General features: G+C 43.1%; 11 protein-coding genes. 3 read left to right on the forward strand and 8 right to left on the reverse strand.

What is annotated here, in order from left to right:
* Positions 1 to 197: 197 nt before the first annotated feature.
* The 7 genes from murJ to JOD21_RS02200 form a co-directional block, all read right to left on the reverse strand.
* Positions 198 to 1,712, reverse strand: coding sequence for a murein biosynthesis integral membrane protein MurJ (gene murJ / locus JOD21_RS02170; protein WP_204728028.1), 1,515 nt, complete (start codon positions 1,710 to 1,712; stop codon positions 198 to 200).
* A 13-nt stretch (positions 1,713 to 1,725) separates the two neighbouring features.
* Positions 1,726 to 2,205, reverse strand: a complete 480-nt coding sequence (gene pssE / locus JOD21_RS02175; RefSeq protein WP_204728029.1) for a PssE/Cps14G family polysaccharide biosynthesis glycosyltransferase — start codon at positions 2,203 to 2,205, stop codon at positions 1,726 to 1,728.
* The gene (pssD, locus tag JOD21_RS02180) at positions 2,202 to 2,678 is read right to left on the reverse strand and encodes a PssD/Cps14F family polysaccharide biosynthesis glycosyltransferase (protein WP_041123272.1); all 477 of its coding nucleotides are present in this window, start codon (positions 2,676 to 2,678) and stop codon (positions 2,202 to 2,204) included. The genes pssE and pssD overlap by 4 nt, the downstream gene beginning before the upstream one ends.
* A 4-nt stretch (positions 2,679 to 2,682) precedes the next feature.
* Positions 2,683 to 3,789, reverse strand: a complete 1,107-nt coding sequence (locus tag JOD21_RS02185) for a glycosyltransferase family 4 protein (protein ID WP_239581314.1) — start codon at positions 3,787 to 3,789, stop codon at positions 2,683 to 2,685.
* The gene (locus JOD21_RS02190; protein ID WP_204728030.1) at positions 3,782 to 4,927 is read right to left on the reverse strand and encodes a polysaccharide pyruvyl transferase family protein; all 1,146 of its coding nucleotides are present in this window, start codon (positions 4,925 to 4,927) and stop codon (positions 3,782 to 3,784) included. Before JOD21_RS02190 ends, JOD21_RS02185 begins: the two co-directional genes overlap by 8 nt.
* Positions 4,928 to 5,373: 446 nt before the next feature.
* Entirely contained in the window at positions 5,374 to 7,314 is a 1,941-nt protein-coding gene (locus JOD21_RS02195) for an N-acetylmuramoyl-L-alanine amidase (RefSeq protein ID WP_204728031.1), read from the reverse strand.
* Positions 7,315 to 7,758: 444 nt separating this feature from the next.
* On the reverse strand, positions 7,759 to 10,506 hold the full coding sequence (locus JOD21_RS02200; protein ID WP_204728032.1) for a phosphodiester glycosidase family protein: 2,748 nt from the start codon (positions 10,504 to 10,506) through the stop codon (positions 7,759 to 7,761).
* 225 nt (positions 10,507 to 10,731) lie between these two features.
* On the opposite strand from JOD21_RS02200, the gene JOD21_RS02205 reads away from it, so the two are divergent.
* The 3 genes from JOD21_RS02205 to JOD21_RS02215 all read left to right on the forward strand — a co-directional run bounded on the left by JOD21_RS02205 (position 10,732) and on the right by JOD21_RS02215 (position 15,334).
* Positions 10,732 to 12,996, forward strand: coding sequence for a S8 family serine peptidase (locus JOD21_RS02205; RefSeq protein WP_204728033.1), 2,265 nt, complete (start codon positions 10,732 to 10,734; stop codon positions 12,994 to 12,996).
* 161 nt (positions 12,997 to 13,157) lie between these two features.
* Positions 13,158 to 14,189 (forward strand): C40 family peptidase, encoded by a 1,032-nt coding sequence (locus JOD21_RS02210; protein ID WP_204728034.1) that lies wholly within the window; start codon positions 13,158 to 13,160, stop codon positions 14,187 to 14,189.
* A gap of 110 nt (positions 14,190 to 14,299) precedes the next feature.
* A complete protein-coding gene (locus JOD21_RS02215) occupies positions 14,300 to 15,334 on the forward strand; it encodes an acyltransferase family protein (RefSeq protein ID WP_204728035.1) in 1,035 nt (344 codons plus the stop codon).
* Between the two features lie 289 nt (positions 15,335 to 15,623).
* Here the strand turns inward: JOD21_RS02215 and JOD21_RS02220 are convergent, their stop codons facing one another.
* Positions 15,624 to 16,895: an S-layer homology domain-containing protein gene (locus tag JOD21_RS02220; protein WP_204728036.1), complete on the reverse strand. Its 1,272-nt coding sequence runs from the start codon at positions 16,893 to 16,895 to the stop codon at positions 15,624 to 15,626.
* Positions 16,896 to 17,012: the final 117 nt, after the last annotated feature.

The following is a 17,012-nucleotide window of genomic DNA, read 5'->3' on the forward strand; positions in this document are numbered from 1 at the left end:
CCTCGAAAACGGTCCGCTTTCATAAATGGAAAATGATTGATTTCACTTTCCATGCAGATTATAGCACAAGTTGTCATAAAAAGAGAACAGTTTCCCAAACTTTATATCGTTGGTCCTACCACTTCTTCATTGAACAGACGATTTAATCAGGTATAAGTTTCACTTTTTCAGTTTTTTTCTGTTAAAGCTGTGCAGATTCAACGATGACCTTTAACAACACTTATCATTTTATTGAGTAATTTCTTTGACTGATCTGTCCATATCACTAATATCAGGTAGCCTGCTGCGAGGATCAAAGCGGATAAGATAAGGCTCAGTAATCCGCTGATTGCGTGCATATACTTAAAAATACCCCCTAATGCAACAGATAAAACTAGTATCTTCATGAGTGGTTTGCCAGCATTCGGTACCAGCCCCATCTTCATTTTTGCCATCACAAGAAGCATCACAAGCTGTGTGAGGCCGCTGATCGTCATTCCCCAGGCAATAGCTGCAGCACCAATGGTTCCGGTTAACAGGAAGATCACGCTAATATTAACAGCAAAAACATTGATCGCACCAATCCATACTGCAAGCCAGTTCAGGTTATGGGCATAAAAGAATCTCGTCAGGTACACATTAAGTGCATGTGACGTCATGCCGATCACAAAGATCTTAAGAAGGTCAGCTGTAATAACTGAATCTTCACTGCTAAAGGCACCGTATTCGAACACAATCCCAATCAATGCATTTGCATGAAAATAAACAAAGACTGATGCCGGAACAATCAGCAGACATAAATATGTAATACCTTTAGTATACATCTGCTGCAGTTCCTGCGTTTCTTTTTTCACAGCCATCTGACTGATTAATGGAAATAGTACAGTTGTCACAGCTGTGATAAGAATGCTCTGAGGGATCTGTATGAGCTTTGATGAGTAGTTCAATGCTGAAATCGTTCCCTCTCCCATACCGGAAGCAAAAACACGCTGAAGCAGAAAGTAAAGCTGGATTGTTGCCCCGCCGATTAAAATCGGCAGTGCACGCCAAAGATACCTCTTCATCAGTCCTTCAGATCCGCCGCTAAAGGCCGTCTCCAGTGATAAATGGCGTTTCTTCAGCTCTGCTAAAAGATAGCCATACATCAAAATGGCCGCTGCAAGCACCGACCACGCATACGCATCAATACCGATCACCGGCATAAACGCGACAGCCCCGCCTACATACACAATGTTAAATAAAAGCGGTGCGAGTGCTGAAGCTTTATAAAATCTGTTGGCATTCAGGTAGCCGGTAAACAGCATAGACACCGTTAAAAAGAACGTGCCAAGCGACATGATCCTGAATAAATCAGCAGTCAGCGTCTGCGTTCCATCGGCCATCCCGCTGAAAAACAGACGGATAAATAAATCAGGTACTAAAAAAAAGAGCAGCGAACACCCTGCTGCTGCTAGACCTGTATATGTAAAAATAACCGATGCCGCTTTTCTTTTACCCTGATCAACTTCATTTGTATAAACGCTGATAAAAGCGGTCGTCAGCGCCCCGCCTGCTGCAAGGTAAATAAAGTTCGGAATCGTGTAAGCAGTAATAATCGCATCAGCCTCTGCACTCCTGCCAAAATGAACTCCAATGGCTACTTCCCTCAGAAAACCGATCAGCCTGGCAATCAGATTAATGACTGCCACACTGCCGATTATTGCTGCGATCTGACGTGGTGTAAATGATTTCATATGATTCATCCATTCAGTTTTGATCGATAAACTCCTCAAGAATAGACAGGATCTTCACTCGTCCGCTTTGAAACGGCTTTGGCTCAAACGTTTTCACCTGTTCAAGCACATCAGCAAAATCCTGTTCGTCATTCCATTCGAGAATATGACCAGAGTCATAAAACTGTCCGACAATCTCAAGCTGGTGATCATCATTATGCTCCCCATACTTCTTCAGACGCGGCGCAGCAATCATCTTTTTTCCGATCTTAATGCCAGTCGTAATTGAGCCTGTGCCGCCGTGTGTGACAATGAGAGACGCTTTGTCGTACATCTCTTCCATCTCTTTGTAAGACATGAAAGGAATCATCTTCATACTTTTCGTTTTAAATGAAGTATGACCACTCTGCACGATGACTTCTTCACTGATCCGTCCGGCTTTTATCTGTTCTTCAATTTGTTCAAGTAATCGTTTAAAGGGCAGCTCATGGGTGCCCAACACAACAAAAATCAATAGATTGAACCCCCATGCACCGCTTTCGGATAATGCTCTTTCATCGTCTCCCATTGCACGATAAATAAGTCGGCAATCGGATACACCATTCTTCCCGATAGCGTAGGTGTTGTAGTTTTGGCAAAGCTTTCAATAAAAACGACCTTTTTACCGAACATCTTTGCGATATAGCACATAGGTACTGCAGTATGCGCACCCGTCGTTACAATGACATCCGGCTTTATTTTAAAGAAATAAATAAAGGACATGATGACGTTGTACGAAAACTTGAATAAGTACTTAATTGGATAATTCCTCGCACCATATACGAGAAATGACATATGATACTGGGATTTTAACTCCTCGGTAATCACTGATTTCTCGGTAATAATATGATAGTCGTATTTCTCAAATAACGGTTTCAGCTGTAAAAGCTGGGTCAGGTGTCCACCCACTGATGATATGAAGAGCACCTTTTTATTCCGTGACGCCATTGTGTTACCCTCCATTAGGAAAATAAAGCTGCCCGAGCTTCTGAATGACACGCGTTTCGTCATTTTCCGCTGCACGTTGTAATCCATTTTCCCGCAGCTTTTCCCTGTAAGAAGGATCTGACAGTACAGTCCGAATTCCCTCTGCCAGTGAAGCAGCGTTTTTCGGTTCGACCAGATGTCCTGCCTGCTGATCCAGTAAATATGGCAAACCGCCAGTACGGCTTGCAATCACAGGTGTGCCGCATGACATCGCTTCAAGCGCTACAAGCCCGAAACCTTCAATATGAGAAGGCAGGACAAACGCATCTGAAGCTGACATCCATTCAGCCAGTTCCTTTTGATTTTTCGTTCCTACATATCTTACCACATCATCAAGGTTTCGTTTACTAATCTCTTCCTGAAGTTCAGTAAAATATCCGGGACTTTTCTTCGCTCCGATCAGATACAGCTTCGACTGATCAAATGCTCCGTCTTTTTTCAGCAGATCGATTGCTTCTATTAAGTCAGATAAGCCTTTTTGTTTAATCATATTCCCCACAAAAAGGATCGCCTTTTCCTGCTCATTGATGCCGAGCTTACTACGCACCTGCTGCTTTTCATGAGCTTTAAATACAGAGCGGTTTACACCCATATTTAACAGTTCAAGCTTTTGGCTCGGCGCATCAAATTCCTGTGCAATCGTGTCATACAGTTGATTACCGACTGCAATCGTATGATCAGCATTTTTAATAATATTTTTCGTCATTCGGTGAGTAATTGGTGAAATTCTCGCCATTTTATCAATATCGCCGCCGTGCGCAGTAACGATCATATTCGTTTTATAGATTTTTTTATATAGCATGCCAAACAGACCGCTCGGGAAAACGTAATGGGCATGGACCACGTCTGTTTTTTTACCTTTAGTCACGAGGTATAAAAGGTTTTTCAATGCCCATACGCCGTACTTTTTCAGAGCGTTTACTTTCCCTCCGCGCGGATCTTTAATGGCAATAACGTCTACATGATGGCCTTCTGCTCTCAGTGCTTCCACCTGGTTCTTCACAAATATCCCGAACGTCGGATGCGCTTTGGATGGATACATATTCGTGATGACTGTAATTGTTTTAGGCATTGCCGTCTCCTCCAAACCGCTGCTTCAGCTCCTCAGGAAATGCAGCAGTTTTCGCATGAAAATTTTCTGCGATTTCCCGTACGTTTTCCTGATGAGCGTGCCAGTCTTCTTCCATTAAAGAAACCTTTTCAATTAGTGTAGCTTCTGATAATTGTTCAATCTCTGTGTAATAATCATGCTGCTCAATCAGCCTTGAAAATGAACCAACCTTTTCATGATAGCCTACTGCTATGACAGGTGTACCTGTTCTCACCGCTAAAATTAATGAGTGAAGCCTTGTTCCGATCACGATATCCTGCTCAGCCGAAAAATTCATCAGAGCATGCGGCTTCATATTTTTATCGATAATCTTTGAGTCATGCGCCATCTTCAGTCTGATATCCCTGACGACTTCAAGGTCCTGAGGATATTTAGTTGCATAAAAAGTCACTTCAATCCCTTTTTCCCCAATCAGCCGGTCAAGCGCCTGCGCAAATGACGTAATATACGCCTGGTATTTCTCTTCACGGTGAACAGGCCAGTACTGGCTGCTGTAATAAGGTACCGCTGTGACAGCAACACGCTTGATCTGCTCAGTCTTTTTTCGCGGCGCTTCAGGAACGAGCCCGAATGCAGGATCCGCCGTCATCCCAATCGGTTTTTTTACTCCGATTTTTTCAAGCAATTTTTTTGAGTCTTCATCTCGAACTGTAATGATTGAAGCGGCATGTGCAATCTGCTTGATAAGCATCGTACCTGCAGGCGTAGTGATCGGCCCTGCCCCGACGCCCCATACAGCCACTTCACAGCCGAGTTTTTTACCGATCACGGCAATACTTGCATAGACCGGTGCATCTCTTTTATAAAGGTCCATCAGCAGTCCGCCGCCGCCAATGATTAACAGGTCAATATTTTTTAAGACTTTCATATGTGAACGCAGCGTAGAAGCTGCTGCGATCAGCTTATTCGATTTACGTACGAGCAGCGGTGCTGATTTCACCTGATGCTCCTCAATCGTTTTGTGCGGGTAGTTACTGAACACCGTAATATCCTTCCGGCTGATCCCGGCATAGGTTTCAAGGCTCTGCAGCATGCCTGCTAAAATTGCCTCATCCCCATTGTTATCGTGTCCATAATTTCCTGCAATTGCGACTCTCATCGTGTCATCACCCGGTTTCTCTGTTTTGTGCAATACGTCCATTATAGCAATTTAAGGCATCAGACAAAACATAAAAAAGAACCAGTTTGGAGGTGGGGCGTAGCAGCGGGTCTGACCCGGTTCTACGCCGGACGTCGTGTGATGGCTGGTGAACGTCGTATGCTGCCCCGTGAAGGTCGGATACACCCGGGTTGAAGGTCGAATATATGCCGATGAAGGTCGTGTATGCACAATCGAACGTCGCATCGGCTCATTCCATCGCAGCGACTCCCCATCGTAATGCCTTTAAGATATTAAGGGATTGTTTCTAAAGGGCTTAAAAGGCAGCTTCGCGGTTCCGGGACACCCTTGCAGTGTTGCATCTGCTGGTTACCCCGCCACCTCCCCTGCAGCAGCCTCCTATACATAAAAAAACAGTCCGGCATCATCACCGGACTGTCTCAATATTACTTAAGGCTATAGTAGTCTACGATTCCTCTGAACACAGCTTCAGCATAAATTTCCATATACTTAGAGCTTGTCAGCTTAGCAAGATCAGAAGGGTTTGTCATGAATCCAAGTTCAACGAGGATTGACGGGATATTCTGATTGCGCAGAACGTAGAATGCTTCTGTCTTAACTCCACGATTATTCATACCTGCACGTGCAACAATTTCTTTTTGCACTTCATTTGCCAGGTGGTAACTTTCAGTCGTGTTGTCATTATACTGAACATCATAGAAAGTTTCGGCTCCTGAAACAGAGCTTGAACCAATCGCGTTAGCATGAATACTCACAAAGATTTCACCATAGTTTTTATAAGAGAAATCTACACGGTCCTGAAGTGATGGGAATGTGTCACTCGTACGCGTCATTCTTACATCGGCACCTACTGATTTCAGTTTTGCCTCGACACGGCGTGCCACTTCCAGGTTAATTGCTTTTTCAGTGTAACCGCTGACAGATGCACCAGGATCTGTTGCACCGTGCCCTGCATCGATTACAATAATACGGTCTTTAAGGATATTACCTGAGTTATTGATCAGCTTCAGGTAAGTTTTATTAACAAAACCAACTTTTCCGCTGCTTGTCTTGATTTTTGCCCAGTAACCGCTGATAGAAATGACATCAACGCGATCACCCTGGTTGAGCACAGTGACTACCGGATGCGAAACGCCTGTGCCAGCTCTTACATTCAGTGAAGCAACAGTTGCTTTAGCTGAAAGTGAAGTAGCCGGTTCCGGTGTTGGAACGTTAATCGTGATATATCCTTTATGGATAAATGCAGGAAGACCATTGTGTTCAATTCTCACCCAATCTCCTGTACCACCGAACAATGTGACCGTCGTACCGTTTTTAATTTTCCCTACAACTGTAGCAGATGATGAAGGACCAGAACGGACATTCAATTCATATGCTTCAGTTACACGCGCAGTATCTGTTGGAGAACCAAGTGCGTCTCCAAGCGTGTCTAAAAATGTTACATAGTACTGGTGCACATAAGCCTGTTTACCGTTGAAATCCACTTTCGCCCAGTCGCCGTTTAACGAATAAACATTCAAACGGTCTCCATCATCAACAGTACCAAGAATCCCATGAGATGTACCTGGTCCTGAACGAACATTTAAGTCATCCTGTTTTACAACAAGCTTTGCAATCACAGGATCAGCCGGAGATGGCTCCGGTTCTGGCTGTGGTTCCGGTTCAGGTGTTGGTTCTGGATCTGGCGTTGGCTCCGGATCCGGAGCTGGCTGAGGCGCTTCAACTGCAAGCTTATACTCATCATTCAAAGCACGGCTCATAAATGCTGCGAACTGTGCACGGTCAACGTCTGATAACGGCTTGAAAAGATTGTTACTGCCGTTAGAGATCCCGTTATAGTACAAAGCGTTAATATAAGCGATTGCCCATTCACTCTGTGAAGCATCAGTGAAAACCACCGGCTCCTGAGCTGCTGCTGCAAAGTCAAGGTCAAATGCTTCTGCAATAATCTTACTCATCTGTGCTCGTGACAGATTTGCATTCGGGTTAAAGCTATCATTGCCATCTGTGAAGATACCAAGTCTGACAGCTCTTTCAACCCATCCTGATGCCCAGTGATCTGTCGGGACATCGTCAAAAGTGGCAGAAGAAACATTCAGTTCCACGCTGCCGCTTGCAACAACCAGCATTTTCGCTGCCTGTGCCCGCGTTACTTTATTGTTCCATTTGTAAAGTGTGGAACCATTTTCTTCATAGCCGGAAATAACTCCTAAACTATGTAAATATTCAATTTCACTTTTCGCCCAAAAATCTGAATCTACATCGCTGAATACGCTGGAGGCTTTCGAAACACTTCCTACTGACAAAGCACTAAACACTAAGATGAGAGCTGGAATTAATATCAAAAACCTGCTTACATTTTTCAATCTGCTTTCTCCTTTCGGGTTTTAGTCATCGACTATGGTCATTCTAGCAAACTATTTTCTTATTGGCTATGAGGGATTTACAGTCTTTTAAGACGATTTTCTATGAATCTAGTTTTATTATCGTTGGAATAGGGTATATGTTTAGCTGCTTTTATAAAAAACAGTTCTTTTTTACCATTTTTTTGTTTAAAAGGCTTACTTCGTTTCAGGCGGACGCTTATCTCCTAAAAAAAATCGACCGTATCAGATCAAAATGATTTCCGACTTTAACCATCTAGTTAGATCAGAGTTAAATATCCTCTTATTAAAGCTGATGATTGGAGCGGAAAGGGGTGACTCCAGCAGGAGAAGCTTGAGGAGGCTCACCGCACGCCCTGCGGAAAGCATCCCCTTGCAGTGGAAATCATCAGCCTCTTTCAATAAAGCTATTTTTTTACCCTCTTATCATTCCATCGTCAAAATACGATACATAAACGTACTGAACTGACTGCGGTTTACTGACTCGTTCGGTCTGAAGTTGTTGCCTTCATACGGTACAGTAATGCCTGCTTCAGCAAGTGCGTGAATTTCTTTATGTGCCCAGAATGATTCAGGCGCATCATTAATGACTGGCTCATACATTCCATCAAATCCATAAGCTCTTGTCAGAATGACAGCCATCTGAGCTCTTGTAAGTGACGCAGCCGAGTCAAATGTGCCGTCTGCTTTACCACTGATGATCCCAGCATTGGCAGCTGCAGCAATTTCTTTATAGTAGATATGGCTTTCATCAATATCAGTGAAGCCAGGATTGTCTACATTGTCAGTCGGCAGATCCATCATTCTTGTCAGAAGGACAGCTGCATGTGCTCTGCTTAACGTTGTCACCGGCTTAAACGTTCCATCCTGATAGCCTGTAATCAGTGAGCGGTCTGTTAAATAACCGATCTGCTCTCTTGCCCAGTAATCATTAGGGATGTCTCTGAACAGTGCTTCTGTGTAATCATCGCCGTATTCAGCCTTCAGGTCATCGAAGTATACTGTTCCTGTGTCCTGCTTAGCTGCGTTCGGTTCAGTTACATATAACTGATTTACTTTAATCGGCGCGATTGCTGAAGCCGGCATTTTAGCTTTGACATACTTCCAGCCTGTCCAGTTAAGCCCGCCGTCCTCTGTGAAGTCAATCGTATAAGATTGTCCTGCTGCGTCTGAAAGTTTTCCTCTCAGCCAGTGATTATTGCCGTCTCCGTATACCCACATGCCAATGTAACTTGGTTTGCCGTCTATTGAGACAGATGATGCATTTGCATAAGCGGCTGCTGTGCCGGCTTCCCCTTTAGAGAAATCGTACGACAGCTTAAGCGCTGAGCCACCTTCTCTGACAGGAACAGACACATTATTTCCCGGGAAAGATACAGATGCTTCTGCGCGTGCTGATGATGCTTTCCAGACACTTGGAGATTCAAGTGCATCCAGCTTCTTCGCACCTTTAAATACTTCTACGTTAAGACTGCCGCTGATGCCTCTGACAGTTGCTTTGACCACAGCATTTCCGGCATTGCCGGCTGTGAATGTGCCATCTGCAGTGATCGAACCGTTGCCCGATGCTTCCCAGCTGACTGCTGACGCATCTACACCTACCGCGTTGCCATTCTGATCATAGCCAGTCACTTTAAATGTCTGTTCAGTTCCTGGTGCCATTACTGTAGCAGTCGGTACGATCTTCACCGTTTTCAGATTATCTGTCACTTCAACTGAAATACGCTGCGTGACTCCCTGGTAGCTTGCAATAATCGTGCCGGTTCCTTTGTTTTCCGCAATAAATTTACGTCCTTCGATCCGGCCGATATTACCTTCTAATTCGTACTGAACGTCTTCTTGTTTAAATGAGAGTTTGTGACGATTCACATCTGTCAGATACTCAACAGAAAGCTCTGCACTGCTTCCCAATGTCACATTACTTTGACTGATCTTTGCTGACATATATGCCGGGGCTGAATATGGCGCTTTACTGACCGCAGCTAATATAGTAGAAATAGATCTCATATTGCCTGTAGATGTGCGGTTAATCATCGTTGGGTATGCATTCCCATATTGTCTTGAAACCATCGTGGTAGACCCGCCGCCATCAAGATTTAATGCTTGATACGCACCAATACTTACAAGGTACTGCGAAAATTCCGGGAGCGTCATTCCTGCACTTGATGAAGTTGCATCCACTGTCACCAGCTTTACCTTTTCACCAGTTGCATCTGTTACAACCGCTGTTCTTGCAGTTCGCTGCCTTGCACGGGCACTTGTAGAATCAATTGTCATATCCACTTTCCCATTTTGAACCAGCAGTGGACCGCTTCCGATCATATATTCTGCATTTTTCCATTTATCTTCTACATCCATCTTCAGAGTAATCTGATCCCCTTTTGCTAAAGATGTATATTGCGATACATTCGTGCCGTGAACAGAAATGACATAACCGTCAGAAGGAATTTTTGTTGAATACGTTCTACCTGGTAATTTGACGTTTTCAACAGTTCCTGTAATTTCCTTACCAAACTCCGCTCCATTTTCAAGCTTGCCTGATAATCCTTTGACAGTAATTTCTACGCCATGTTCGTTTGCACGGGTTTCCGCGTAACTCCACGAAGGTGTATAAATAATCGTTTCATTTGCTTTTCTGGCTTTATTTACTGAAGAAACTGAGAGCGTTTTGCCATTAAAAGAGACGCTTGAATCATATTTAAAAGTATCAATTTGAGCTTCCCCCTGCGCATTCACACCAAACGCTGAAGGCACACTCATATACTCAGCCATTCCATCTGAAATGACGCCGTATGTAGCCACTTTATTGTCCTCTGCTACTATATAAGACGGCATGGCACTATCGAAATGAAAGAAAGAGGCATTGACTGCTCCAACCATGTGATACAGGTTCTCGGTTCCTCCCGTTGCCTGTGACTGGACGGTTCCAAGTGACGTGAGTGGTGTTGGGACACCAAGATCAACACTTATGTACGGGGATGAAGTATCAATATCCAGAATGTTAGAAACCTGATTCCTGGCATTCATGGAAAATGATGATTGAGTATGCTGCACGCCAGGTGTTACTTCGTATGAAGCTGCCTGGGCATCTGTTGCAGCAGTACCTGCTATGGCTAAGCCAACTACTGCAGCGGCTAAGGGACGGAAAACGGTAGAAAAAGATTTTTGTAACATGTAAACCTCCAAATGTAATCTCTAAGATGAACTACTAACCTTTTCCATTTTAGTAGATGATTGCTGAAACATCAATGCGATAAAAGACATAATATATGTTACATTGATATGACTTTGATATTCTTTTGAAATAATTCTGAAATATTTTACGTGTAAATGTCATACATTAAGGGTAAATGCTTTATAATATAGGATAATTACACGCATAAGAACGGAGGTGTCTGCGTGACTTTCAGATTAATAGGTTCAATACTCATTTCTGCTCTATTTCTCTCGCTTTTTGCTCCTGCTGTCAGTGCTTCAGACGAAGAATGGATTCTCTATTTTGACCAGCCCGAACATAAAGAAACGGTAAAGACACTGCTCGAAGACCAATTGACAGGAGAACTTCCCCAGTCACTTTTAATCTCCGGCCCTGTACCTGAACATCCGCTGATCAAACGTGCTGAACGCAATGTCTCCAAACAGGCAAACGCAGAAATCACCCCTGATATTTACATAGACGACCAGTGGGGTCTTTCAGCTGTGAACCAGTCTTCCATTCAGGAACTTTATCCGGAAGCAGGTGAAAACCTGTTACAGGATCAGCCGCTGGTTGTAAATGAATCAGAAACACAGACAAATAACGGTGAATTCGATGCGCAGACGATCACTTTTTCTCCCGATCAGAAACTCTCACGTATTTCAGTAGAGATTGATGACAGTGAAACCCTCTGGGGAATTGAGGCTAAGGATCAAAACGGTAATTTAATCGGGATGAATTATGGAAGGTTTTCAAAGCTTGATTTACTTGTTTCAAGTGAAGAAACAATCACAGAGATTCACCTGACACTGCTTGATGAAAACGAGAACCCTTCTTCATTTAACGTAAAATCACTCATTGGTGTAAATAATCCGATCGTTGCAGTACTTGATTCCGGTGTGGCACTTCATGAAGATTTCTGCTCAAACATCCTTTACAGTCTGAGTAAGGATTATACGAAGGAAGCCTATTCATGGGCGCAGGATACTTACGGTCACGGAACTCATGTCACCGGCATTTTAGCATCATGTACGAACAACGGTCTGGGCACATCCGGCGTATTCGGACATGCACCGATTGATATTCTCCCAATGAAAGTCCTAAATAACAGAGGATCAGGAACCGATTTTGAGATCAGCCAGGCATTATATGATGCGATTGACTTAAATGTCAGTGCAGTGAATATCAGCATTGCCGGAAAAGGAAAAACGGAACTGCTTAAAAACGCAGTGATAGAAGCAGCTATTCATGAAATCCCTGTTATTGCAGCTGCAGGGAATTATAACGCTTCAACTGAAGACGTATATCCTGCTTCTTATCCGACTGTCATTACAGTAAGTGGTGTGAATCAGCAAATGAAAAGAGTCGGCACCTCCAACTTCGGATGGGAAGTTGACCTGACTGCACCAGGATTTGAGGTACTCAGTACTTATATTGATCCTGTCTACCGTAAAATGAACGGCACATCCATGGCTGCCCCGTTTGTAACAGGCGCAGCAGCCCTCATCAAACATCAGTATCCTGATGAACCACTTCTTTCTATAAGAAAAAGATTATTTGGTAGTTCAAAAGATATTATGTCTCCAGGGTATGATATCTGGTCAGGGAACGGGTTAGTACAATTCTCGCCTGAGAGCTGGGAAAACACAGTTCCTGCTGTAATGGAGTGGATGAATTACCGTCCGGGACAGCCATACGGCTTAAATGAGTTTCACTTATTGACAGATGAAAGCCTGAGCGGCAGTCAGCTTCAGGTATTTGTAAATGGTCGCGAAGCGTATAACGGTGAGATCAATAACAGCTATCAGTCAATTGAGATTGATGCACCCGTTCAGCCCGCATTTAAAATGTTTACAGCCATTACTGACGGCGATCAGATTCTGCACCAGGAATATTTGAATCTTGCACCAAATGCTCAGGCAAGTTTTACGTTCAGTGATACCGTTGACGGCTATTGGGCTTACGAAGAAATTATGCAGGCCAGCTCAACAGGCATCATTAACGGATACGCAGACAGGACTTTCCGTCCGGATTCGCCAATCAGCAGAAAGCATGCGGCACTGATGATGAATAGACTTTTTGAATGGGATACACTCCCTTCGATGCAGTCATCTTTCAAAGATATCGAATCATTCGATTTTATGACAAGGCACTCTATCCTCTCTGCCAGTCATGAAAACGTACTGAATGGCTATGAAAATGAACTGTTCAAACCTGGTCAGCAGCTTTCAAGATCACAGATGGCTTTAATTCTGTTTCGTGCGTTACAAATTGATGAGTCAAATAGTGACATAGATCTATTATTTACAGATGTTTCACCTGAAAATGAAATTTTTTCTGCACTTTCTGCATTAGTTTCAAAAGGAATTGTTACAAATCAAACTCAATTCAGACCATATGAATCTATCAGCAGAGCTCAGTTTTCCGCAATGATGACAAGGGCTCAGCAGTACATGAACTCAAATTAAGAAGAAGCCGGTGCATATGCACCGGCTTCTTTTTTTGCATTTATGACAGTCTTGCAATCTTTTGTTACATAACTGTAAAACGAAATTTTCAGTTATTATGCTATGATTTCCCTAGTTGATTTTTTCGAGATTCAGAAACATTACTTTTGGAGGTACGGAACTTGAAGTTATTAAAAAAGACGCTCGTATTACTTTTAGCCCTTACGTTACTTATTCCAGCGGCCCTTGACAACAACAGAGCTGAGGCAGCATCTGCATCAGACCTCACGAACTATGCCAAGAGATTCTTAGGAACACCATACGTATACGGAGGAGCATCTCCTTCAGGTTTTGACTGCTCAGGTTTTGTTCAGTACGTAATGAAAAACTCAGCAGGCATCTCCGTACCAAGAACATCAAGCGCGCAGTACGGCGTTGGAACAAGCATTTCAAAATCCAATCTGCAGCCGGGAGATCTAGTATTCTTTAACACTTTCGGAAGCGGTGTGTCACACGTTGGAATTTACATAGGTAATTCTAATTTTATCCACGCACACACATACAAAGGCATTAACATTGATTCTATTAATGACCCTTACTACTGGGGTTCAAGATATGTAGGCGCTAAGCGAGTGGGATCATTCGATGGTTCACCTACACAGACTGCACAGTCAGCACCATCTTATTCAGGTATTTATGCTGATATTACAAAAGACTTCTGGGCATATGATGATATTGCGTATTTAAAGAAAGAAGGCATTATGTACGGTAAAAACGGCGGAGCTTACTTCCGACCTTATGAAAACCCTACTCGTGCTGAAGTAGCTTCATACCTTGCAGAAGCGCTTGGACTGGCGCGTATTGACACTGCAACACCATTCGGCGATGTTGCTTCAGATTACTGGGCACGCGGCGCAATCAATGCAGTCAACAAAGCGGGTATTATTACAGGAGACCAAAACGGCAACTTCCGTCCGACTGAAAAGCTTTCAAGAGAGCACATGGCGCTTATCTTTACGAGAGCATTCAACCTGAAAGCTGCTTCATCAGAATTAGAGTTTACTGACCTGTCTTCAGATTATTATGCTTACGAAGCGATCCAGTCACTTGCAGCTTCAGGTATCACAACTGGTAAAGCAGACGGTTCATTCGCTCCACGCGAACTTGTTAACCGCAGCCAGCTTGCTGCATTCCTGACTCGTTCACTTAAATAATGTTACCTTAAAGTTTCATCCGGCTGAATCATTCTTCCGGGTGAAGCTTTTTTTATGGAAGAAATACATGTTATAATGCATTGACATGTTTTGATTGGAGGTTTTTTCCGTTGGCCAGAGAACGTATTGCCGGCATAGACTGGTTAAGAGCTTTTGCCTGTTTAAGTGTTGTATGGGTACATTCCCTTTCAAGGGCGCTCGTCACATATGATCTGCCTGAAGCGTCGGTTGAACTGGCAAAAATGCTTCAGATCACATTTATCTTTGCAACACCTATGTTTGTTATGATGTCAGAATATATATTAAGCTATTCTTATCCTGACCGTGTTCCAGACGGCTTCTGGAAAAAAAGAATTTCTTATATTCTTATTCCCTATTTTACGATCCCATTTATTTATGCCGGTTATTTCGGTTTCATTGGCACATTTACTTGGGAAGCCATTTTTGACCGTGCATTCAACTTTATACTATATGCTAGCTGGCACGGTTATTTTATTCTGATTATTTTCCAATTTTATGTGCTACATTTTATATTTAACCGGATTCACAAATACTTAAACCCTTATTTGATGATTTCTTTATCCATTTTAATCACAATGGGTTACAACCTGTTTTTCAAAAACTTCTCTTCTCCAGGCGGCAACTGGGATCTGATCTGGAATCATTATGGGATTATCTTGTTCCCGGGATGGCTGGCATTTTTTACGGTCGCTTATTTTGCTGGAAGATATGCTGGAGATATTAAGCCTTTTTTAAAGAAGGCTGGACCAGGATTTATTATTTTGACAATCATCGCACTCCTATATTGCATTGATAACGTGATGGATGGCCTTACAAGTATTTCATCCCGCAGAAATGACGTATTAATTTATACAATCCTCTTGTTTATGACGGTGCTTTCGATCTCCGTTTATATTAAAAAGGTTCCTTATTTGATAAAAGTCATTAGTAAATACTCTTTTGCAATCTACCTGCTGCATCTGCTGCTTCTTCAGGTATACGCGAAGTATTTGCCGTACGAACTGTCTGTGATTGCATTTACATTTAGTGTATTCGTATTTGGCGTAGTGGCAAGTATCGCGATCTCCTGGGTGCTGAAATGGATCCCGGGTTCACAATTTTTGATCGGTCAGTTGAAGAAATAGACGAGTTTCTACTATTATATATATGCTAATTAGAAAGCTCTGTTAAAACTGGCTGTTGATTTCCGCTGCAGGTAGAACGCTTTCCGCATGAGCCGTCTTTTGGCTCCGGTTCAATTGGACCTCCTCGAAGCTACGCTTCTGTGGGGTCTCACCTGTCACGCTTCTCCTGCTGGAGTCGTCCCCCTTCCACTTCAATCACCAGCTGTGCTAACACAATATTGGTCTTTAATATAACCAATTAGAAAAAGCTGTTATCAAATCCTGATAACAGCTTTTTCTATCTAATTAATTAGTACTTCCTATCCTCAAGCATCAACTGCAGAATCTTTGCGATCTGTGCTTTGCTCATAAACTGATTAGGCCTGAACGTGCCATCATCATAACCGGACACATATCCTGCGCTCGACAGGGCATCAACATGAGGTGCTGCCCACGCATAATTACCCTGCAAGTCTGTAAATGACTTAGGCTCACCTTCTGGCAAATCAAATGTCATATCAAATATTTTTGCCATCTGTGCACGTGATAACGAATTGTCAGGATTGAACTTTTCTGCTTTCACGAAAATGCCCAGATCAGCTAGTGCAGCAATTGCATCGTAATTTGGATGTGATACAGGTACATCGCTGTAGCCCGGGTTTGGAACGTCTGCTTGCACTTCATCCAGGTAGAGGACGTTATAAAGAGCCTGTGCTGCGTCAGCTCTTGTCAGTTGTCCATTCGGATTAAACTTTCCTTCTTCATCACCTGTTACGATTAGTCGTTTCGACAAACCGTCGATGTATTCTTTTGCCCAGTGAGTGGAAGAGACATCACTGAACATTAATGGATGATGATACGTATCAATAAACTCATTCGCCATTACGCGGTAACCAATCGTATTCGGATGGATGTCGAACTGATTCGGGAACCACTGAAAAGCATCACGTCCGAATACAGTGTCAATGTCAATGTATTTTCCGCCTGCCTGGATCACCTGACGTTCAATTGTGTTATTTAAAAACTCAAAGGTGTCGTAAAATGCCTCTTTTTGTACCGGGTCTAAAGCTGGCAGCGGGAAAGCATAGCCAAATGCGTAGACGTCTGCATCCGGGTTGATCGCATTAATCTCTTCATGCAGCATCTTTAAGCGATTATTTAACGCAAAATAAACACGCGTAATCTCCTGACTGTCAAATGACAGTTCCCCAGTTTCCTCATTTATATTAAGTATACCAAGAAGATCATTACCTCCAGCTGACAGTGTAATCAAATCAGCCTCACTAAGCTGCTGCCTCAGTTCCTGATTTGTTTTCAGATCTTCAAGCAGCTCAACTGAATCAAAACCGGATCGTGTAAACTCCTTCGTATACTCTGCAAGCTTACCTCTCTTCTCCAAATCCTGAGCAATATAATCAGTGTAACCTACATCCGGCATCCTCTGGTCATTAATCCCGGCAGCATACGAATCGCCAAGTGGAATATATGTAATCGGCTCTTCAAGCGTATGCGCACCTGCACCCGGCAAAAAGACAGCAAACAAAACAGTAAGGCTAATCAAAGCAGACATCAACTTCTTCAAACATACCACCCCTTATTACTCATTTTTTCTATTATACTATGTGAATATGGGATTGGAGAAATTTTTGGTAAATAAACTGGGTTTAGTACTTTCATGTACATGCTGCATACCCAGCAC

This window comes from Jeotgalibacillus terrae (assembly GCF_016908195.1).
Lineage (GTDB): Bacteria > Bacillota > Bacilli > Bacillales > Jeotgalibacillaceae > Jeotgalibacillus > Jeotgalibacillus terrae.